Raw genomic sequence first — 15,883 nt, 5'->3', positions numbered from 1 at the left:
GCTGGCGGGCGTCGGCTGGCCGGCAAGTGGATCGGGTTTAGCAAACCGCTGCCTCATGATCAGTTGTCGTGTTTACGGACGACACGCCGTTGAGAGCCCGTAAACACAACAACTGATCATGAGGGACCGGTAGCACATCACCGGGCCCTGCACCGCCCGATCCACAGCCGACGATCCGTCCACAGCGCGAATGCACCGGGGTCGGGCCGTGGACTGCTGCTGGGGCATCGTCGACGGTCATGGACACAGAGCTCGCCGCACTCCTACGCCGTACCGAGGGAGTGCTGACCCGCAGCCAGATGTCCCAGGTGGTGCCCCGCTGGGCGCTGGAGAACGCGGTGTCCACCGGCCGGCTCCGACACGTGCTGCCAGGCGTCTACGTCGCAGCCGAACTGATCGACGACAACCGTGGTGGAGCGTCGCCGATCCAACTTCTTGGCCCGCAGTCGCGACGGCGTGCGGTGCTGGCCTACGCCGACGGACGGGCCGCGTTCAGCCACACCACCGCACTCGATCTCTGGGGGCTGCGCCGGCAACCCGCTGACGAGGCACTGAATCTGACGGTGCCGTTCGGTGCGGGCATGCGCGGCCGGGCCGGCCTGACGGTGCACCACCGGCGGGCGTTCGCCGTCGGTCCGCCGCAGGTGGTGGTACGCGGCGGCGAGCCAGTGGTACGGCTGGAGCGGGCGCTGGTCGAGTCCTGGCCGCTGCTGCCCGCCGCCGACCGGCCGGCTCCGCTGATCCGGGCGGTCAACGACCGGTGGACGAACGCGGGCCGGATCAGCGCAGCCCTCGACGAACTGCCGCGACTCACCGACCGGGCCGCGTTGCGGACACTGCTGGCGAAGCTGGCCGCCGGCTGCCGCAGCCAGCTGGAGATCTGGGGCCACGATCACGTCTTCGTCGGCGGCGGCATGCCCGACTTCCAGCGGCAGTATCCGGTCCGGGTCGACGGCGGCCGCACCTGTTACCTGGACGTGTACGCCGAGCGGGAACGGGTCGACTTCGAGCTCGACGGGGCGGCATCGCACGGCAGCCCCGCTCAGCGTGAGGTCGACCTGCGGCGCGATGCGCTGCTGGCGACCGCCGGCATCCAGGTGGTGCGGTTCGCACACCGTCGTCTGGTGTACGAACCGCACCAGGTCCGCCGCGAGGTTCTGACGATCCTCGACCGACGCCGCAGCCAGTGATCGGCTGTGCCTGGTGCAGCCGGCGGCCGGCTGCGGCCGGTGTCAGTCGACGTCGGCGAGGATGGACCCCGGGGAACCGCCGGCGCGTAGCAGCATCGGCCGGTCCGAGACGGTGACCTCGCCCCCGGCCGGGGCGAGAGCGGCCCCGGCGACTCCTGCCTGCAGGCTCGGCACCGGAGACACCCGTACCGCGTCGTTGACCTCGGTGGACCACACGACGAGGGTGCTCTCCTCGCCGCGCTGGAACGCCACCCCGGTCAGTCCGTCCTGGTCGATCGGGGAGACGGCGGCGCCGCGCGCCGCCACGGCCAGGCTCTCGAACATCCGGCCGGCCTCGCGTTCCGCGCCGTCGGGTTCGAGCAGCCCGTAGCGGACCTCGCTGCCGGCCCGGTTGTCCGGGTTGTAGCCCAGTGGCAGCCACATCACCTGCCGGATGCCGCCGGCCAGCAGCATCGTGGAGACCTTGACGACCTCCTCGGCCCGGCTGGTGTCGTCGCCGTCGCCGTCGCGCCAGAACTGTCCGACCTCCCATGCCTCGATCGGCACGTCGGCCGGATTCTCGGCCGCCAGATAGTCCAGCAGCGCCGGAACGCCGTCGAAGTGTTCGTAGTAGTGCACCTGGCGGAGCTGCACCACCCCGTCGTCGATCAACCGTTCGGTGGCGGCGAGGAACGCGACGCTGCGCGCGTTGGTCTCGTTGGCGAGCGCGGTGCGTAGCGTGTCGATCGTGTCGACCTGGGGGATCTTGCGGCCGCGGGTGCCGATCCGCCGCTGGAAGTACGCGTTGTATGCGGCGATCGCCTCGTCGTCGCGGCCCTCGCCGACCAGCCGGTCGACCACGCCGAAGCCGTACGCAACGCTGCTGATGCCGGAGTCGACAACGACCGCGGTCGGGTCGGCGGCGTGCACCGCCTCGGCGGCGGCGGTCACCAGAGTGACGAACTCCTCGGGGGTGCCCCGCCAGTACTGCGGGGCGTTGACCTCGTTCTCGATCGCGTACTGGCGTACGCCGTAGGGCGCGTAGCGGCGCACCACGTCACCGACGAACCGCTGGTAGGCGGCCATGTCCAGCGGCATCGTCGACTCGGTCTTGTTGGCCTGGCCGCGCAGATACTCCGGGGTGCCGCCGGTGGCCCAGCACATCTCGGTCCGGATCTTGATGTTGAGCGCGATGCCGAGTTCGCGACTGCGTTGGGCGATCCGGTCCACCGCCGTCCAGTCCTGCTGGCCGGCGGTCGGCTCGATGCTGCACCAGCTGATCTCGTGATACGTCGCCGAGCCGGACAGTTTCCGCAGGTACGGCAGGAACTCGTCGTAGCGGTTCCAATCCCAGTGGGCGCCGAACGGATGGGTGTCCTCGGGGTAGGGCGGCAGGCTCGGCAGCGGCGCCCCGGTGGGCGGGACCGGCAGGGGAGCGGTGTCCTCGTCGCCGCTGGTGCAGCCGGCGAGCAGCAGAATCACGCCCAGCGCCGCCGCGACGCAGCGCCGGGCCGAGGTGTTCAGCCGGGCCGGAGTGTTCACCGGTAGTCCAGTTCGCGCAGCATGCGGCCGGAGAAGACGGCGACGAGCAGCCGCAGGAACGGGTCGAGTTCGCGGCGGTGGCTGCCGACCCGGGACCGGTAGATCGCCGAGTCGGTGCCAGCGGCGACGCGGCGTCGGTCCGCCTCGGTGGTGTACTTGCCGGCTACGTCGTGTGGCTTGTCGACGTAGTCGAGCACGCCTTCCTCCCAGGGCTCACCGAGGAACTCGAACAGCGCACGCATCGACTTCTCCGGCTCATGTACCGCGTCCTCGTAGCGCAGTTCGTGATAGCGGTCGGCGGGCAGCGTGGCACCGACCGCCCGGGCGGTACGGATGTAGCGCGGCCACTTGACCACGCACTTCACCGCCGACCAGTAGCCGAACCGTTTGCGGTGCGAGACGACGACGTCCCGGCCGTCCCGGATGACGTGCACGATCTGCGCGTCGGGGAACACCTCGGTGACGAAGTCCAGGGAGATCGCGTACAGCGGGGTCTTGTCGGCCCAGCGGGCCTTGCCCCGGCCTTGGGCGTAGTCGGCGTGTACGCCACCGAAGAAGTCGGCGATCCGCCGCAGCCAGTCCTCCCGGGGGAAGCCGAAGCGGGACAGCCGTTCCCAGTCGGAGCCGACGATGCGCCGCAGGTCGGGCAGGAACCGGGTCTCCGGCCCGCAGGAGATCCGCGAGTGCGAGTCGAGCACCAGGCGCAGGAAGGTGGTGCCGGACCGTTGGCAGCCGACCAGGAAGATCGGTGCGGTGCGGGTCGGCGGGTCGGCGTCCGACGTGGTCATCGTCGATCCGGGCTCGGTGGGCGGCGCGGCGGGCTCAGTCACGGTCGGTCCTTTCCACGCTCACCGGGGGTACGCCGGTCGGTGTCGGCCTGTCGAGGTGGGGTGGCGAGGGCCGCCGGCGCGCTGCCGGCGAGTCGTTTGGTGAGGTCGTCGCAGAGGGTACGAACGGCGGGGTCGATCGGCAGCGGCCGGCGATGCGGCGCGCGGGGCGCGATGTGTGCGGACAACTCCGGCCGGTACGCGACGCCGAGGAAGTCGCAGAGCCGGCTGACCTGCCCGGCCGGGTCGGCGATCAGCGCGTCGTAGGAGCTGAGCAGTACGTCGCCGCGCTGGTCGAGGCCGAGCCGGTAGTAGAGCGTGTTACGGACGTACCAGAACAGCGCGGCGGCGGTGTGTGGGTCCATCCGCCGGTAGTCGAAGCCGTGGATGAGTTCGTAGGTGTCGGCGTCGAGGCGTTGCCCCTGCCAGCGGCGGCCGATGGTGCCGTCGGCGATGGCGGCCAGAGCGCGCAGGTTGGCGTCGCCGAACTTGGCGACCTCGGAGCGGGCCCGGTCGTCGACGTCGCGCCACGCCCAGATGGCCCTGCTCGGCGCCACGCCGGCGAGGTCGAGCAGCTCGTCCACGCGGTGACTCTCGCACAACGGCTTGACCAGCACGTACGCGTGTCTGCTGCGCCGGAGCACGGCGGTGAGCACCGGGTCGTCGCGCAACTGAAAACGGCGGAAGACCCGGCCGTCGTTCTCGTTGTGGACCTCGAACTCGCCGGCGTTCTCCAGGCCGCGGACCAGCATGTTGGTGCCGGAGCGTTGCAGGCCGACCAGGTACACCGGCGTCGCCTGACCGCGCGGTACGCCGTGCCGTGCTCGCCAGCGCAGTTTGGTCCACGCGGTGCCGGCCCGGTCGATCGGGTTGAGTCGGTCCTCTTCGACGAGCCGGCGCAGGCCTTCGCTGCGGATCCACCGGGCGTGTCTGGCGATCCGTCGGGCGGTCCAGGCAATGGTGGAGGGTTCGTCGTCGTCTTTCACCGGTCCTCCTCGGGCACGTCACCAGCCGTTGTGGCCAGGCTGGGGCGAGGTCGGGCCGCGGCCAGGCTACCCACAGATCGGGGCGAAACGCCAGAACGCCGGCTGGTCAGCCACACAAGATCATCCGATCAGCTAGTTGGCGATTCGGTGCTGGACTAACCTCACGCAGGTGCATAGCGTGAGCTAGCAGCCAGGGTCGGAGCCCTGAGCCACCATAACCGGGTGGACGCACCCCGGTATCGAGCGAGCGGGCCGGACTGATGCGTGTCCTCCATGTGAACAAGTTTCTGTACCGTCGCGGTGGTGCGGAGGGCTATCTACTCGACCTCGCCGATCTGCAACGCGCCGGTGGCGACGAGGTGGCCTATTTCGGGATGACTCACCCGGACAATGACAATCCACTGCCGTACGCCGCGCATTTTCCGCCGCACGTCGAGCTGGAGCCGGCACCGCGCGGTCTGCGCCCCCGGATCGCCGCCGCCGGCCGGATGATCTGGTCACCGGCGAGCCGACGCGGCCTCGCCCGGGTCATCGACGACTTCGGGCCCGACATCATCCATCTGCACAACATCTACCACCAGTTGTCTCCGTCGGTGCTGGCCGCAGCCCGTGACACCGGCGTGCCGTGCGTGCTGACGATGCACGACTACAAGCTGGCCTGTCCCAGCTACCAGCTGCTCGACCAGGGCAAGGTCTGCCAGGCGTGCGTGGGTGGCGGCCCGCTACACGCCGCGCGGCGCAGGTGCAAGGACGGATCGGTAACCGCCAGTACGCTACTCGCGGTGGAGACCTGGTTGCACCGACAGTTACGGATGTACGACCCGGTCGGGGTGTTCGTCAGCCCCAGCCGGTTCCTCGCCGACGTGATGCGCCGGGCCGGGGTCTACCCGGACCGACTGCAGGTGATCAACCACTTCGTCGACACCTCGGCGGTTGCCGTCAAGGATTCGCCGGGTGGCGGTGTCGTCTTCGCCGGCCGGATCTCACCCGAGAAGGGAGTGGACGTGCTGGTCGAAGCGGTCGCGCACCTGCCCCGGCAGGTGCCCGTCCACGTCGCGGGCGACGGCCCGGCGCTGCCTGCGGTGCGCGCCCTCGCCGAGCGGGTCGCACCCGGCCGGGTGCGGTTCCACGGCCGGCTGGACAAGACCCGGCTGCACGAGCTGATCCGCTCGTCGGCGGTGGTCGCGGTGCCGTCGCGCTGGCACGAGAACCAACCGATGGCGGTGCTGGAGGCGTTCGCCTGCGGCGTGCCGGTCGTCGGCACCGACCTCGGCGGGCTACCCGAACTGATCAGCCCGGGGACCGATGGTGAGGTGGTCGCGGACGGCGACCCGGCGGCGCTCGGCGCGGCGCTCGGCAAGCTTGTCGCGGACCCCGACCGGGCGTACGCGATGGGTGGCTCCGCCCGCGAGAAGATCGATCGGGACTTCACCCCGGCGCTGCACCTGAGCCGGCTGAGGGAGGCCTACCTCACCGCCGCGTTGACCGCACCGGCCGGCGGCCGGCGATGAGCGCCCCGGCCGCTGCTCAGCCGTCGCCCGCACCGGTCCGGGTCCTCTATCTGGCCGGCAGCGGGCGCAGCGGCAGCACGCTGATCACCACGATCCTCGGCCAGCTCGACGGCTGTTTCGCCGCTGGCGAGCTGCGCTACCTGTGGCAGCGCGGCGTGCTCGACAACCGGCCGTGCGGCTGCGGTGAGCCGTTCGACGCCTGCCCCGTCTGGCAGGCGGTGCTCGCCGACCTGTCCGCCGCTGGGCCGCCCGCTGCCGCCGCCGTCGATCCGTCCACGCCCGCTGCCGGTAGATCCGCACCGACTCCTGGCAGCTGCGCGCCGGACGCAGCCGGTATCGCCCGACGGCTGCGTTCCCGGCTGCGGATGCGCGACCTGCCGGCCCTGCTGCGCCGCGCCGCCGGCGGTCGGCGGGCCGTGGCCGAGCATCCCGACGACCTGATGATCGCCGGCCTCTACCCGGCGATCGCCCGCCAGGCGGCCCACGCGCGCATCGGCGACGGACCAGTGGTGGTCGTCGACTCGTCGAAGCTTCCCCCGTACGGTGCCCTGCTGAGGGACCTGCCCGGAATCGATCTGCGGGTGCTGCACCTGGTCCGGGATCCACGAGCCACCGCCTTCTCCTGGCGGCGGCGGCGTGGCCTGGACGGGGCCGACGACCAGAAGATGATGAGCCGGCCACCGGTGTGGAAGGCGGCCTTGCTGTGGCGGGTGTGGAACGCGGCCACCAGCCGGCTGTTCGAATCCGCCGGGCCCGAGCGCTATCTACGGATCCGCTACGAGGACGTGGTCGCCGAACCCGCTGTGCAGTTGCGCCGGATCGCCGCGTTCGCCGGACTGGACCCGGCCGGGTTGCCGCTGGACCCCGAGGGCCGGGTCACCCTGGCACCGACCCACTCCGTTGCCGGCAACCCGGGGCGGCACCGCACCGGGGCGGTCGCGATCACCGATGACGCCGAGTGGCTGCAGGCGCTGTCGACCCGGTCGTACGCGGTGGCCACGGCGGTGACCATGCCGCTGTCGCTCCGGTTCGGCTACCCGGTGCGCCGACCTGCCGGCTCGCCGCCGCCACCGGATCCGCCGCCGCCGTCATCGGCGGCATCGGCGGCATCCCCGGCGCCGCCGGCGCAGCGGCCGGAGTCCGCGTCGTCGTCCATCGCGGCATCGACCAGGAAGGGCTGACCAGATGCTGTCCGTCGTCGTAGGCACCGGACGGTGCGGTTCCACCCTGGTGCAGGAGATCCTGGCCCGGCATCCGGCCAGTGGTTTCGTCTCCGGGCTGGACGACAAGCTCCCCCGGCTCAACCTGGCCGGACGCCGCAACGGGCGGCTCTACCGCCGGTCGGTGCCCAGACCCGCCGGGATGACCTCGCTGGGGCACAGCCGCCGGCTGCTGGAGCGGGGCCGGTTGCGGGTGGCGCCGTCGGAGGCGTACCAGTTGATCGACCGGCAGGTGATGGCCGGCTATTCCAAGCCGTGCCGGGACCTGCGGGCCGACGACCTCACGCCGTACGTGGCGCAGCGGCTGCGGGGCTTCTTCGACCGGCGCATCGAGCGGCAGGGCTGCCAGGTGCTGCTGCAGCACGTCACCGGCTGGCCACGTACCGGCTGGTTGCACGCCGCGTACCCGGACCTGCGGGTGATCAACGTGGTGCGTGACGGCCGCGCGGTCGCCAACTCGTGGCTGCAGATGGGCTGGTGGGATGGCTGGCGTGGGCCGGACAACTGGTTCCTCGGGCCGCTGCCGGCCGATCTGCGCGCCGAATGGGAGGAGGCCGAGCGGTCGTTCCCGGTGCTCGCCGCCCTCGGCTGGAAGATGCTGATGGCCGCCTTCGTCGAGGCCCGCGCCGCACATCCGGCCGGCCAGTGGCTGGACGTCCGCTACGAGGATCTGCTGGTCGCCCCGCGCGACGAGGTCGCCCGGATGCTGGACTTCCTCGGACTGCCGTGGTCACCGGAGTTCGGGCGCGGCTTCGACCGGTACGAGTTCCACGGCGGCCGGGGCGCGGCGTACCAGCGGGAGCTGAGTCCGGCCCAGCTGGCCGCAGTGGACCGGGTATTGGAGAAGCCGCTCGCCGAGTGGGGCTACTGAATCCGAGGCCGGGTGCTGCCCCTACCGCTGCCGCCGGTGTCGGCCTAGAGTGATGCCGGAGGCCCACGTGGGCCGGTGTCCGGGCGGGAGGCGCAACCCGCCCGGGTGGTCTTCATCGGCCGTTCACCGGTCCCGGCAGTGCCACCACCGCACCTTTAGCTTCATCGGGCCGTCACCTCGCGCCGGTCCAACCGGTTGCCGCACCAGCGGCGTCGGTCGGAATCCCAGTGACGACAACGGGAGAAGGACCATGGCGCGACCCATCACGCTCTTCACCGGCCAGTGGGCCGACCTGCCGTTCGAGGAAGTGTGCCGGCTGACCTCGCAGTGGGGCTACGACGGACTGGAAATCGCCTGCTGGGGCGACCATTTCGAGGTGGACCGGGCGCTGGCCGACGACGACTACGTCGAACAGAAGCGGCAGACGCTGGCGAAGTACAACCTCAAGGTGTACGCGATCTCCAACCACCTGGTCGGTCAGGCGGTCTGTGACCACCCGATCGACGAACGGCACCAGGGCATCCTGCCGCCGCGGATCTGGGGCGACGGGGAGGCGGAAGGGGTTCGTCAGCGCGCCGCCGAGGAGATCAAGAACACCGCCCGGGCTGCGGCCAAGCTCGGTGTGTCGACCGTGGTCGGCTTCACCGGTTCGTCGATCTGGCACACCCTGGCCATGTTCCCGCCGGTGCCGCCGGAGATGATCGAACGCGGCTACCAGGACTTCGCCGACCGGTGGAACCCGATCCTGGACGTCTTCGACGAGGTCGGGGTCCGGTTCGCGCACGAGGTGCACCCGAGCGAGATCGCCTACGACTACTGGACCACCCGCCGCACCCTGGACGCGATCGGGCACCGGCCGGCTTTCGGCCTGAACTGGGACCCGTCGCACTTCGTCTGGCAGGAGTTGGACCCGGTGAACTTCATTCTGGAGTTCGCCGACCGCATCTATCACGTCGACTGCAAGGACGCGAAGGTGCGCACCGGCGACGGGCGGCGGGGTCGGCTTGCGTCGCACCTGCCCTGGGCGGACCTGCGGCGTGGCTGGGACTTCGTCTCCACCGGCCACGGCGACGTGCCGTGGGAGGACTGCTTCCGGGCGTTGAACGCGATCGGTTACGACGGGCCGATCTCGGTCGAGTGGGAGGACGCCGGGATGGATCGACTCGTCGGCGCGCCCGAGGCGCTGCAGTTCGTCCGGCGACTCGCCTTCGACGCACCGTCAGCGGCCTTCGACGCGGCGTTCTCCAGCAGCCGCGACTGACCGCGCGTAAGGGTCGTCACCGACACACCACGATCGGGCCGGCCACCTCATGTTCGCATGAGGTGGCCGGCCCGATCCGTGTGTCGCCGGCCGCGCCGGTGGGTGCCGAGTCTCAGCTGATGCCGGTCCCCGTGGTCTTGCTCGTGGACGAGCCGGTCGATGCAGTGCCGGTGGAACCGGCAACGCCACCGCCCGCCGGGCCCGCGCCGACTCCACTGCCGGTGAGGCTGTCGGAGTGGTCGTGGCCGTTGAGCTTCTCGCCCAGCCTGGTGTGGCCGAGCCGCTCCTTGCCCTCGCTGTAGAGCCGGTTGGCCTGGGCCTGCGCCACACCGGCGGCTTCCTGCACTGTCGGGTGATCCATCACCTTGCGGGCGTTGAGTACCAGCTCGTCGTACTTCTCGCGGCCGGCGCGGGCGCCCAGGACGAAACCCACGGCCACCCCGCCGATGAACCAAAGCTTTCCGCGCATGGCGGCTCCTTCCGTACCTGACCCGTGCTGCTCGTCGGACACCCGACCCGGGAATCGAGTCCGTGCCGGATGGTCGATGAGCGACCCGGTCGTCACTTTCGTCGTCTGTCCAGTGCTGTCTACCCATACTGCTCCCTTCTCACGCATGACCGCAGACAACTCAGGTATTTGTCCGCTTTGTCGATAGGTCGATCACCGCCGCCACCGCTGGCCCGGCAGCGCCCGACCCGGTCGCCCGCGGCGACCGGATCTGCTGTACTCTTGTCCCGTCGCAAGGCCACTGGGGAGATCCAGTCGCCCGGGCGGCGCAAGCGGTCCCCCGTAGCTCAATTGGCAGAGCAGCCGGCTGTTAACCGGCAGGTTTTTGGTTCGAGTCCAAACGGGGGAGCTTTCACCCAGATCATCGCTGACCGTACGAGTGGCGTAGGCCCTGCCGCCTCGGGGCCGCTTGGGCGACCCGACCCGACCCGCGTCGGCGAGGACATCTGCGTCGGCGGCGGCTACCGGGAAAGTCCGTCGATCCAGGCGCCTTGGCCAGGAGCTGGAACCGTAGAACATTGAGTTCTACACTCGTGCCCATGGAGCGCATCGGTGTCCGGGAGCTGAACCAGAACACGAGCCAGGTGTTGGCTCGGGTGAGTGGCGGCGAGACCGTCGAGATCACCGATCGCGGACGCCCGATCGCCCGACTTGTTCCGGTAGGCGACGACAGGTCGATATTGGCCAAGTTCGTAGCGGCAGGGCGAGCCGTTGCCCCCACCGGCGGCGGATCTGTGCCACTTCCGCCGAAGTTCGGTGACGAGAATATGGACGTGGCCGCCTCGCTCGCTGCGATGCGTGACGAGGAGCGCTGGTGATCTATCTCGATTCAGCTGCCGTCGTCAAGCTGGTTCGGCAGGAGGTGTGCAGCGCCGAGCTTGTCTTCTGGCTCAACCAGCACGACGACGTGCCGCTGGTCTCCTCCGCCCTCGTCGAGGTGGAAGTGCCCAGAGCGCTGCGCCGATCAGCTCCGCAAGCGTTGATCGGCGTGCCGGCTGTCGTCGGGCGGCTGTTCCGACTGGAGATCGACAGTACGATCCGTGCGACCGCAGCCGCGTTCGCTGAGCAGACGCTCCGCAGCCTCGACGCGATCCACCTGGCCACCGCCCAAGTACTGGCCAACGAGTCCGGCACGGCACTCACCGCCTTCGTCACCTACGACCGGCGGCTGCTCGATCACGCCAAGCAAGCAGGACTGCCCGTAGCAAGCCCCGGCCAGAACTGACCCACGAATCCACTGCCCTGGTGCGGAGTCGGTCGCCACACGGCAACGCAGGCCACGACATCGGCCGTGGCCTGCGTCTTGCGACCCTGCGCCCTCCGTTTGGGCATCCGTTTCGAGTGGGGCGGGCGGGGCTCGAACCCGCGACCGAGGGATTATGAGTCCCCTGCTCTAACCGGCTGAGCTACCGCCCCGGCGAGGGAATCTTATCCGGTCGCCTCGAACGGCGTGGTCCCACTGTGGTCGGATCGAATTGCGCCGATCGTCACGAAACCGTCTTGTAGCTCAGGGTAGTCGGCTGGCATTCATAGGTGATAGTCGTTTCGTTGACGGTCAACCGGCGCGGTGAGGGGCAGCGAGGTGACCCTCGGTACTTCGGCCAGCGGTACTTCGGCCAGACGAGCCCGTCCAGGTCGGGCAGCCGGCGGGTGCCACGTTCGACGTCGTACTTCCCGCCCGACTACCGACGGTGCGGGTCCGCCCGGCTCGCCGCCGCGCCTTCGACGCCCTGCTCGCGCAGGCGCGGTCGGTCTCGTACGCGTGTGAGGTCTCGGACGATGAGGCGTACGCGGCGGTTGGACGCCGAGTCCTGGACCGTTGTGATCTGCTCTTCGCGGTCTGGGACGGAAGCGCGGGCGGAGTCGGCGGCACGGCAGAGGCCGTCGCGGCGGCACGACGGCGTGGCGTCGCCGTGGAGGTGATCTGGCCCCCGGGTGCGGCCAGATCGCGCTGAGCTGACCGGACAGCCCGGTCGCCGCTGAACGACTCCAGCGGCGACCGGGCGTCGGCCCGGACCGGATCAGCTCTTGAGGAAGGTGAGCAGGTCCTCGTTCACCTGATCCTGGTGCGTCGCCGTGATGCCGTGCGGCGCGCCGGGGTAGTACACCTCCTGGGCCCCGGGCACCAGCTGCGCGGTCTTCATCGAGGCGTTCTCGATAGGAACGATCTGGTCGTCATCGCCCTGCATGACCAGCGTCGGGATGTCGAAGGCGGCCAAGTCGTCCCGGAAGTCCGTTTCGGAGAACGCCGCGATGCTCTGGTACGCGTTCCACAGCCCAGCCTGCATACTCGCTGCCCAGAACGCGTCGAGCACACCCTTGGACACCTTCGCGCCGGACCGGTTGGCGCCATAGAACTTCAGCGCCAGTTCCTGATAGAACTGCGACCGGTCCTTTGCCAGCGTGGCCCGCATCTCGTCGAACACCGCAAGGGGCAGTCCGTCCGGATTGTCGGGGGTCTGCACCATGATCGGCGGAACCGAAGAGATCAGCACCACCTTGGCGACCCGATCGGTGCCGTACCGGCCGATGTAGCGGGCGACTTCGCCGCCACCGGTGGAGTGGCCCACCAGGGTGGCTTCACTGATCCCCAGCGCCTCGATGACGGTGGCGAGATCGTCCGCGTAGCCGTTCATGTCGTTGTTGTCCGGTGACTGGCTCGACCGGCCGTGTCCACGCCGGTCGTGAGCGATCACCCGGAATCCCTGCTGGGCGAGGAACAGCATCTGGCCGTCCCAGGCATCGGCGTTGAGCGGCCAGCCGTGCGAGAAGACGACCGTCGGTCCCGAGCCCCAGTCCTTGTAGTAGACCTCGGTGCCGTCCTGCATGGTGAGGTAACCCATGGCGTCACTCCTGACTGTTGGTGTGCTCCCGCGCGGTCGACGCGGCTGCGCTGCCGGTCGCGTTCGGCGAGGGCTGCCGTCACTGCAGTCAAGGAGTCTCCGCAGACCCGGCAAGCAAACCGGTGTAGGTAGCCGACATCGGGGAACCGACAGCGCGCCGGTCCTACATCTGGTGCACAGCGGCAGCACGCCGTGCGAGCAGCGTGGGCGAGCGTCCTTGCCTGACGTCGGTACTGTCTGCGCCCGGCGCGGCGGCACCGATCCGGTCACCAGGCCGTCGGCGTTGCATCCCGACCCGTGTCGGTCCTGGCGCTGGTGTACCTGATCGCGGCACCGGCGTCGCTGCGGCGGCGGCGCCTGGTCCCACCTGCTGCCCGGCGGGCTGGCCATCGTGGGTTCCGCCGGCTGGTGGATAGCGATCGTCGAACTCGTTGCGGCGAGCTACCGCCCGCGCACCGCGCACCGACCGTGCCCGCGCCGGGCTGCTCCTCTGGGGAGGATGGCTGCTGGTCACCACGGTCCGGCCGCAGCCCGACTGGCATCCCTGGCTGCGGATCATGGTGGCCGTCGCCGGCACCGCCGCAACGGTGGCGCTGCCCTTCTCCGGCCGGCTGTGGACCCGCTTCGCGCTGATGGCCGCCGGCGCGGCCACCCGCGTACGGCGAATGTCCGTGCTCGACGGTATCGGTGCGCGCCGGGTCGACGCGGCCCGGGTCGGCGCCTGCGACGGCGGGATCCGAAGATCGTGGTCAGGGTACGGTGGGCGGGGTCGGGGAGAGGGGTACGGCTGATGGCCGACGCGGTCACCAACGAGGCAACGGACGTGGCCGTTCCGGTCACCAACTGGGCGGGAAACGTCACGTTCGCCGCCCGACACATCCACCGGCCCACCAGTGTCGACGAACTGCGCCGGATCGTCGGCGCCGCGACCCGGATCCGCGCACTGGGCACCGGACACTCGTTCAACCGGCTCGCCGACACCGACGCCGAGCTCGTCTCGCTCGCCGGACTGCCCACCGAGGTCGTCGTCGACCCGGTGGCGTCGACGGTGACCGCCGGCGGCGGGATCCGCTACGGCGAACTCGCCGAGCACCTGCACACCCGTGGGTACGCGCTGCACAACCTGGCGTCCCTGCCGCACATCTCGGTCGCCGGGGCCTGCGCCACCGCCACCCACGGTTCCGGTCAGGGCAACGGCAACCTCGCCACGGCGGTGCGCGGGATCGAGCTGGTGACCGCTGCAGGCGACCTCGTCGCGCTGGATCGGTCCGACCCCGACTTCGCCGGCGTGGTGGTCGGCCTCGGCGGGCTCGGCGTCGTCACCAGTGTCACCCTGGCGATCGAGCCGACGTTCGAGATCGCGCAGTACGTCTACCAGGGGTTGTCGCGCGACGCGCTGGCCGACAACTGGGCGCGGATCGCGGCCAGCGGCTACAGCGTCAGCCTGTTCACCGACTGGACCAGCCCCGACATCGACCAGGTGTGGGTGAAACGGCGGATCGACCGGGACCATCCGCCGGTGGACGCCGACGGGTGGGGGCTGACCGCCGCGGACGGGCCCCGTCATCCCGTGCCGGGCATGCCGGTGGAGAACTGCACCAGCCAGCTGGGGGTGGCCGGGCCGTGGCACACCCGCCTGCCGCATTTCCGGCTCGACTTCACCCCGAGCAGCGGTGCCGAGCTGCAGTCGGAGTATCTGGTGCCGGTGGCCGACGCGGTCGCCGCGCTCGACGCGGTCGCCACGATCCGGGACCGGATCGCACCGGTGCTTCAGGTCTGCGAGATCCGGACCGTCGCCGCCGACGAGCTGTGGCTGAGCATGAACCACCGGCGGGACGGCGTCGCGATCCACTTCACCTGGACCGCCGACACGGCGGCGGTCGCCCCCGTCATCGCCGCCGTTGAGCAGGCGTTGGCGCCGTTCGCACCCCGGCCGCACTGGGGCAAGCTGTTCGGTATCGGTCCGGACGAGCTGGCCGGTCGGTACGAGCGGTGGAACGACTTCGCGCAGTTGCTGGCCCGGCACGACCCGACCGGAGTGTTCCGTAACGACTTTCTGGACCGCTACTTCCCGCGCTGACCCGGCAGCACGCCGGCCGCCAGCCGGTGGCCCGTGCCGGCAGGCCTGCCGGCGGCCGCTGTCGCGCCGACCGGGACAGCCGCTGGCGTGGCGACCGTGCCCGCGCCGCCGGTGCCGGCCGGGTCGTCGGCGACCGGCGGGCGCCACCTGCGCAGCCGCCACGCCTCGCCGTCGGCGGCAATCGCCTCGGCCCGTAGGCTCCGGGCCGCCGCCCGAGCAGTCTCCACCGCGGCCCAGGCGCCGCGTTCCCGTTCACCGGCGGCCAGGTAGTCGCGGTACCGGCCGTCCCGGATCACCGTTCGTAGTGCCAACTCCTGTTCCACCGGGTGTTTACGTGGATCCCAACCGTTGCGGTTGGCCAGTGCATCGGTCAGTTGCCGTACGGTCAGCTCCCGCCGCCAGTAGGCGCTCATTGCCGTGCGGTGCAGGTAGCGTTCCCGGTCGGCGTACTCGGCCGGTGTCCTGGCGGTGTCCGGGGTCGGCAGCGTCGCTGTCGAGGCCAGCCGCCGCACCGCCTGGTCGGCGTCGTCGAACTCCTGCCAGGCGACATCGACCTCAGCCTGGACAGCCAGCCATTCGGCGTGCTGGCGGCGCACCGTCTGCTCCGCACGTGCGGCGGCGACGGCGACCTCACCGGCGTATCGGTGAGCGTCACGGGCCTGTTCCACGCGGTGCCCTCGCCGCCGGAGCCGGCGGCCGAGCCACCTGGGCCCCTCGGCCAGGCCGACCGCCAGTCGGGCTACCCATGCCGGCAGCCGACCAGGTGCTGGTGCCGGCATCGTGCCGGTGCTTGCCGATGCCTGCTGGGTGCGAAACATGAGCAGGGTGAGCGCGAATCCTGCCGAAAGTAGCATTCCGGCCCAGATCGCGGTGGCCAAGGGGAGATCGGTCATCGTTACCTCGTTGGTCAAGGCGGGCAGCGGGGTGGCAGCGGCCCGGCGCGGTGCTCGTGGGACGCCGGGCCGCGGCAGTTGGCCGAGCCGGGTGAGGCTGGCCAGGGTCGCCGGCGGCGTGCTGCAGCCGGGGTACCTCTGACGTCAGTCAGTCGGAGAAGCGGACGGGTAC

The 15,883-nt window shown here is 70.5% G+C and carries 16 protein-coding genes and 2 tRNA genes; 11 read left to right on the top strand and 7 right to left on the bottom strand.

Going from position 1 to position 15,883, the window contains the following annotated elements; genetic code table 11:
- Positions 1–239: 239 nt before the first annotated feature.
- A complete protein-coding gene (locus tag ACFHVL_RS11160) occupies positions 240–1,190 on the top strand; it encodes a DUF559 domain-containing protein (protein WP_416627534.1) in 951 nt (316 codons plus the stop codon).
- Positions 1,191–1,232: 42 nt separating this feature from the next.
- Here ACFHVL_RS11160 and ACFHVL_RS11155 read toward each other — a convergent pair whose 3' ends face one another.
- Genes ACFHVL_RS11155 through ACFHVL_RS11145 form a run of 3 tightly spaced genes read right to left on the bottom strand, consistent with a single transcriptional unit; the run spans position 1,233 to position 4,524 of the window.
- A complete protein-coding gene (locus tag ACFHVL_RS11155) occupies positions 1,233–2,711 on the bottom strand; it encodes a hypothetical protein (RefSeq protein WP_416627533.1) in 1,479 nt (492 codons plus the stop codon).
- Complete coding sequence (locus ACFHVL_RS11150; protein WP_416627531.1) at positions 2,708–3,541, bottom strand: sulfotransferase family protein; 834 nt, start codon at positions 3,539–3,541, stop codon at positions 2,708–2,710. Before ACFHVL_RS11150 ends, ACFHVL_RS11155 begins: the two co-directional genes overlap by 4 nt.
- Positions 3,538–4,524, bottom strand: a complete 987-nt coding sequence (locus ACFHVL_RS11145; protein ID WP_416627529.1) for a hypothetical protein — start codon at positions 4,522–4,524, stop codon at positions 3,538–3,540. The genes ACFHVL_RS11150 and ACFHVL_RS11145 overlap by 4 nt, the downstream gene beginning before the upstream one ends.
- A gap of 275 nt (positions 4,525–4,799) precedes the next feature.
- On the opposite strand from ACFHVL_RS11145, the gene ACFHVL_RS11140 reads away from it, so the two are divergent.
- The 4 genes from ACFHVL_RS11140 (at position 4,800) to ACFHVL_RS11125 (ending at position 9,387) form a co-directional block, all read left to right on the top strand.
- A complete protein-coding gene (locus ACFHVL_RS11140) occupies positions 4,800–6,035 on the top strand; it encodes a glycosyltransferase (protein WP_416627527.1) in 1,236 nt (411 codons plus the stop codon).
- Positions 6,032–7,216 carry a sulfotransferase family protein gene (locus tag ACFHVL_RS11135; RefSeq protein ID WP_416627526.1) on the top strand — a complete coding sequence of 395 codons (1,185 nt, stop codon included), beginning with the start codon at positions 6,032–6,034 and terminating at the stop codon, positions 7,214–7,216. The genes ACFHVL_RS11140 and ACFHVL_RS11135 overlap by 4 nt, the downstream gene beginning before the upstream one ends.
- A 4-nt stretch (positions 7,217–7,220) precedes the next feature.
- On the top strand, positions 7,221–8,126 hold the full coding sequence (locus ACFHVL_RS11130) for a sulfotransferase family protein (protein WP_416627524.1): 906 nt from the start codon (positions 7,221–7,223) through the stop codon (positions 8,124–8,126).
- Positions 8,127–8,376: 250 nt separating this feature from the next.
- The gene (locus ACFHVL_RS11125; protein WP_416627523.1) at positions 8,377–9,387 is read left to right on the top strand and encodes a sugar phosphate isomerase/epimerase family protein; all 1,011 of its coding nucleotides are present in this window, start codon (positions 8,377–8,379) and stop codon (positions 9,385–9,387) included.
- A 112-nt stretch (positions 9,388–9,499) separates the two neighbouring features.
- Here the strand turns inward: ACFHVL_RS11125 and ACFHVL_RS11120 are convergent, their stop codons facing one another.
- The gene (locus ACFHVL_RS11120; protein ID WP_416627521.1) at positions 9,500–9,856 is read right to left on the bottom strand and encodes a hypothetical protein; all 357 of its coding nucleotides are present in this window, start codon (positions 9,854–9,856) and stop codon (positions 9,500–9,502) included.
- Positions 9,857–10,171: 315 nt separating this feature from the next.
- On the opposite strand from ACFHVL_RS11120, the gene ACFHVL_RS11115 reads away from it, so the two are divergent.
- The 3 genes from ACFHVL_RS11115 to ACFHVL_RS11105 all read left to right on the top strand — a co-directional run bounded on the left by ACFHVL_RS11115 (position 10,172) and on the right by ACFHVL_RS11105 (position 11,120).
- Positions 10,172–10,244, top strand: a tRNA-Asn gene (locus tag ACFHVL_RS11115).
- Positions 10,245–10,434: 190 nt separating this feature from the next.
- Positions 10,435–10,713: a type II toxin-antitoxin system Phd/YefM family antitoxin gene (locus ACFHVL_RS11110; protein WP_416627520.1), complete on the top strand. Its 279-nt coding sequence runs from the start codon at positions 10,435–10,437 to the stop codon at positions 10,711–10,713.
- A complete protein-coding gene (locus ACFHVL_RS11105) occupies positions 10,710–11,120 on the top strand; it encodes a type II toxin-antitoxin system VapC family toxin (RefSeq protein ID WP_416627518.1) in 411 nt (136 codons plus the stop codon). The genes ACFHVL_RS11110 and ACFHVL_RS11105 overlap by 4 nt, the downstream gene beginning before the upstream one ends.
- A gap of 117 nt (positions 11,121–11,237) precedes the next feature.
- On the opposite strand, the gene ACFHVL_RS11100 is transcribed toward ACFHVL_RS11105, so the two are convergent.
- Positions 11,238–11,311, bottom strand: a tRNA-Ile gene (locus tag ACFHVL_RS11100).
- Positions 11,312–11,586: 275 nt separating this feature from the next.
- Between ACFHVL_RS11100 and ACFHVL_RS11095 the strand changes: the two genes are divergently transcribed.
- A complete protein-coding gene (locus ACFHVL_RS11095) occupies positions 11,587–11,850 on the top strand; it encodes a hypothetical protein (RefSeq protein ID WP_416627517.1) in 264 nt (87 codons plus the stop codon).
- 66 nt (positions 11,851–11,916) lie between these two features.
- On the opposite strand, the gene ACFHVL_RS11090 is transcribed toward ACFHVL_RS11095, so the two are convergent.
- Positions 11,917–12,738 carry an alpha/beta fold hydrolase gene (locus ACFHVL_RS11090; RefSeq protein ID WP_416627516.1) on the bottom strand — a complete coding sequence of 274 codons (822 nt, stop codon included), beginning with the start codon at positions 12,736–12,738 and terminating at the stop codon, positions 11,917–11,919.
- Between the two features lie 431 nt (positions 12,739–13,169).
- Here ACFHVL_RS11090 and ACFHVL_RS11085 point away from each other — a divergent pair, with 431 nt between their 5' ends.
- Positions 13,170–13,529 (top strand): hypothetical protein, encoded by a 360-nt coding sequence (locus tag ACFHVL_RS11085; protein WP_416627514.1) that lies wholly within the window; start codon positions 13,170–13,172, stop codon positions 13,527–13,529.
- Positions 13,529–14,818: a D-arabinono-1,4-lactone oxidase gene (locus tag ACFHVL_RS11080; RefSeq protein WP_416627512.1), complete on the top strand. Its 1,290-nt coding sequence runs from the start codon at positions 13,529–13,531 to the stop codon at positions 14,816–14,818. The genes ACFHVL_RS11085 and ACFHVL_RS11080 overlap by 1 nt, the downstream gene beginning before the upstream one ends.
- Here ACFHVL_RS11080 and ACFHVL_RS11075 read toward each other — a convergent pair.
- Positions 14,803–15,711, bottom strand: a complete 909-nt coding sequence (locus tag ACFHVL_RS11075; RefSeq protein ID WP_416627510.1) for a hypothetical protein — start codon at positions 15,709–15,711, stop codon at positions 14,803–14,805. The two genes, ACFHVL_RS11080 and ACFHVL_RS11075, sit on opposite strands and share 16 nt — an antisense overlap.
- Between the last annotated feature and the right edge of the window lie 172 nt (positions 15,712–15,883).

Source organism: Micromonospora sp. LOL_023 (assembly GCF_048060115.1).
GTDB lineage: Bacteria > Actinomycetota > Actinomycetes > Mycobacteriales > Micromonosporaceae > Micromonospora_E.
Note: the sequence above shows the minus strand (reverse complement) of the source record. Positions and strands in the feature narration are given on the sequence as shown.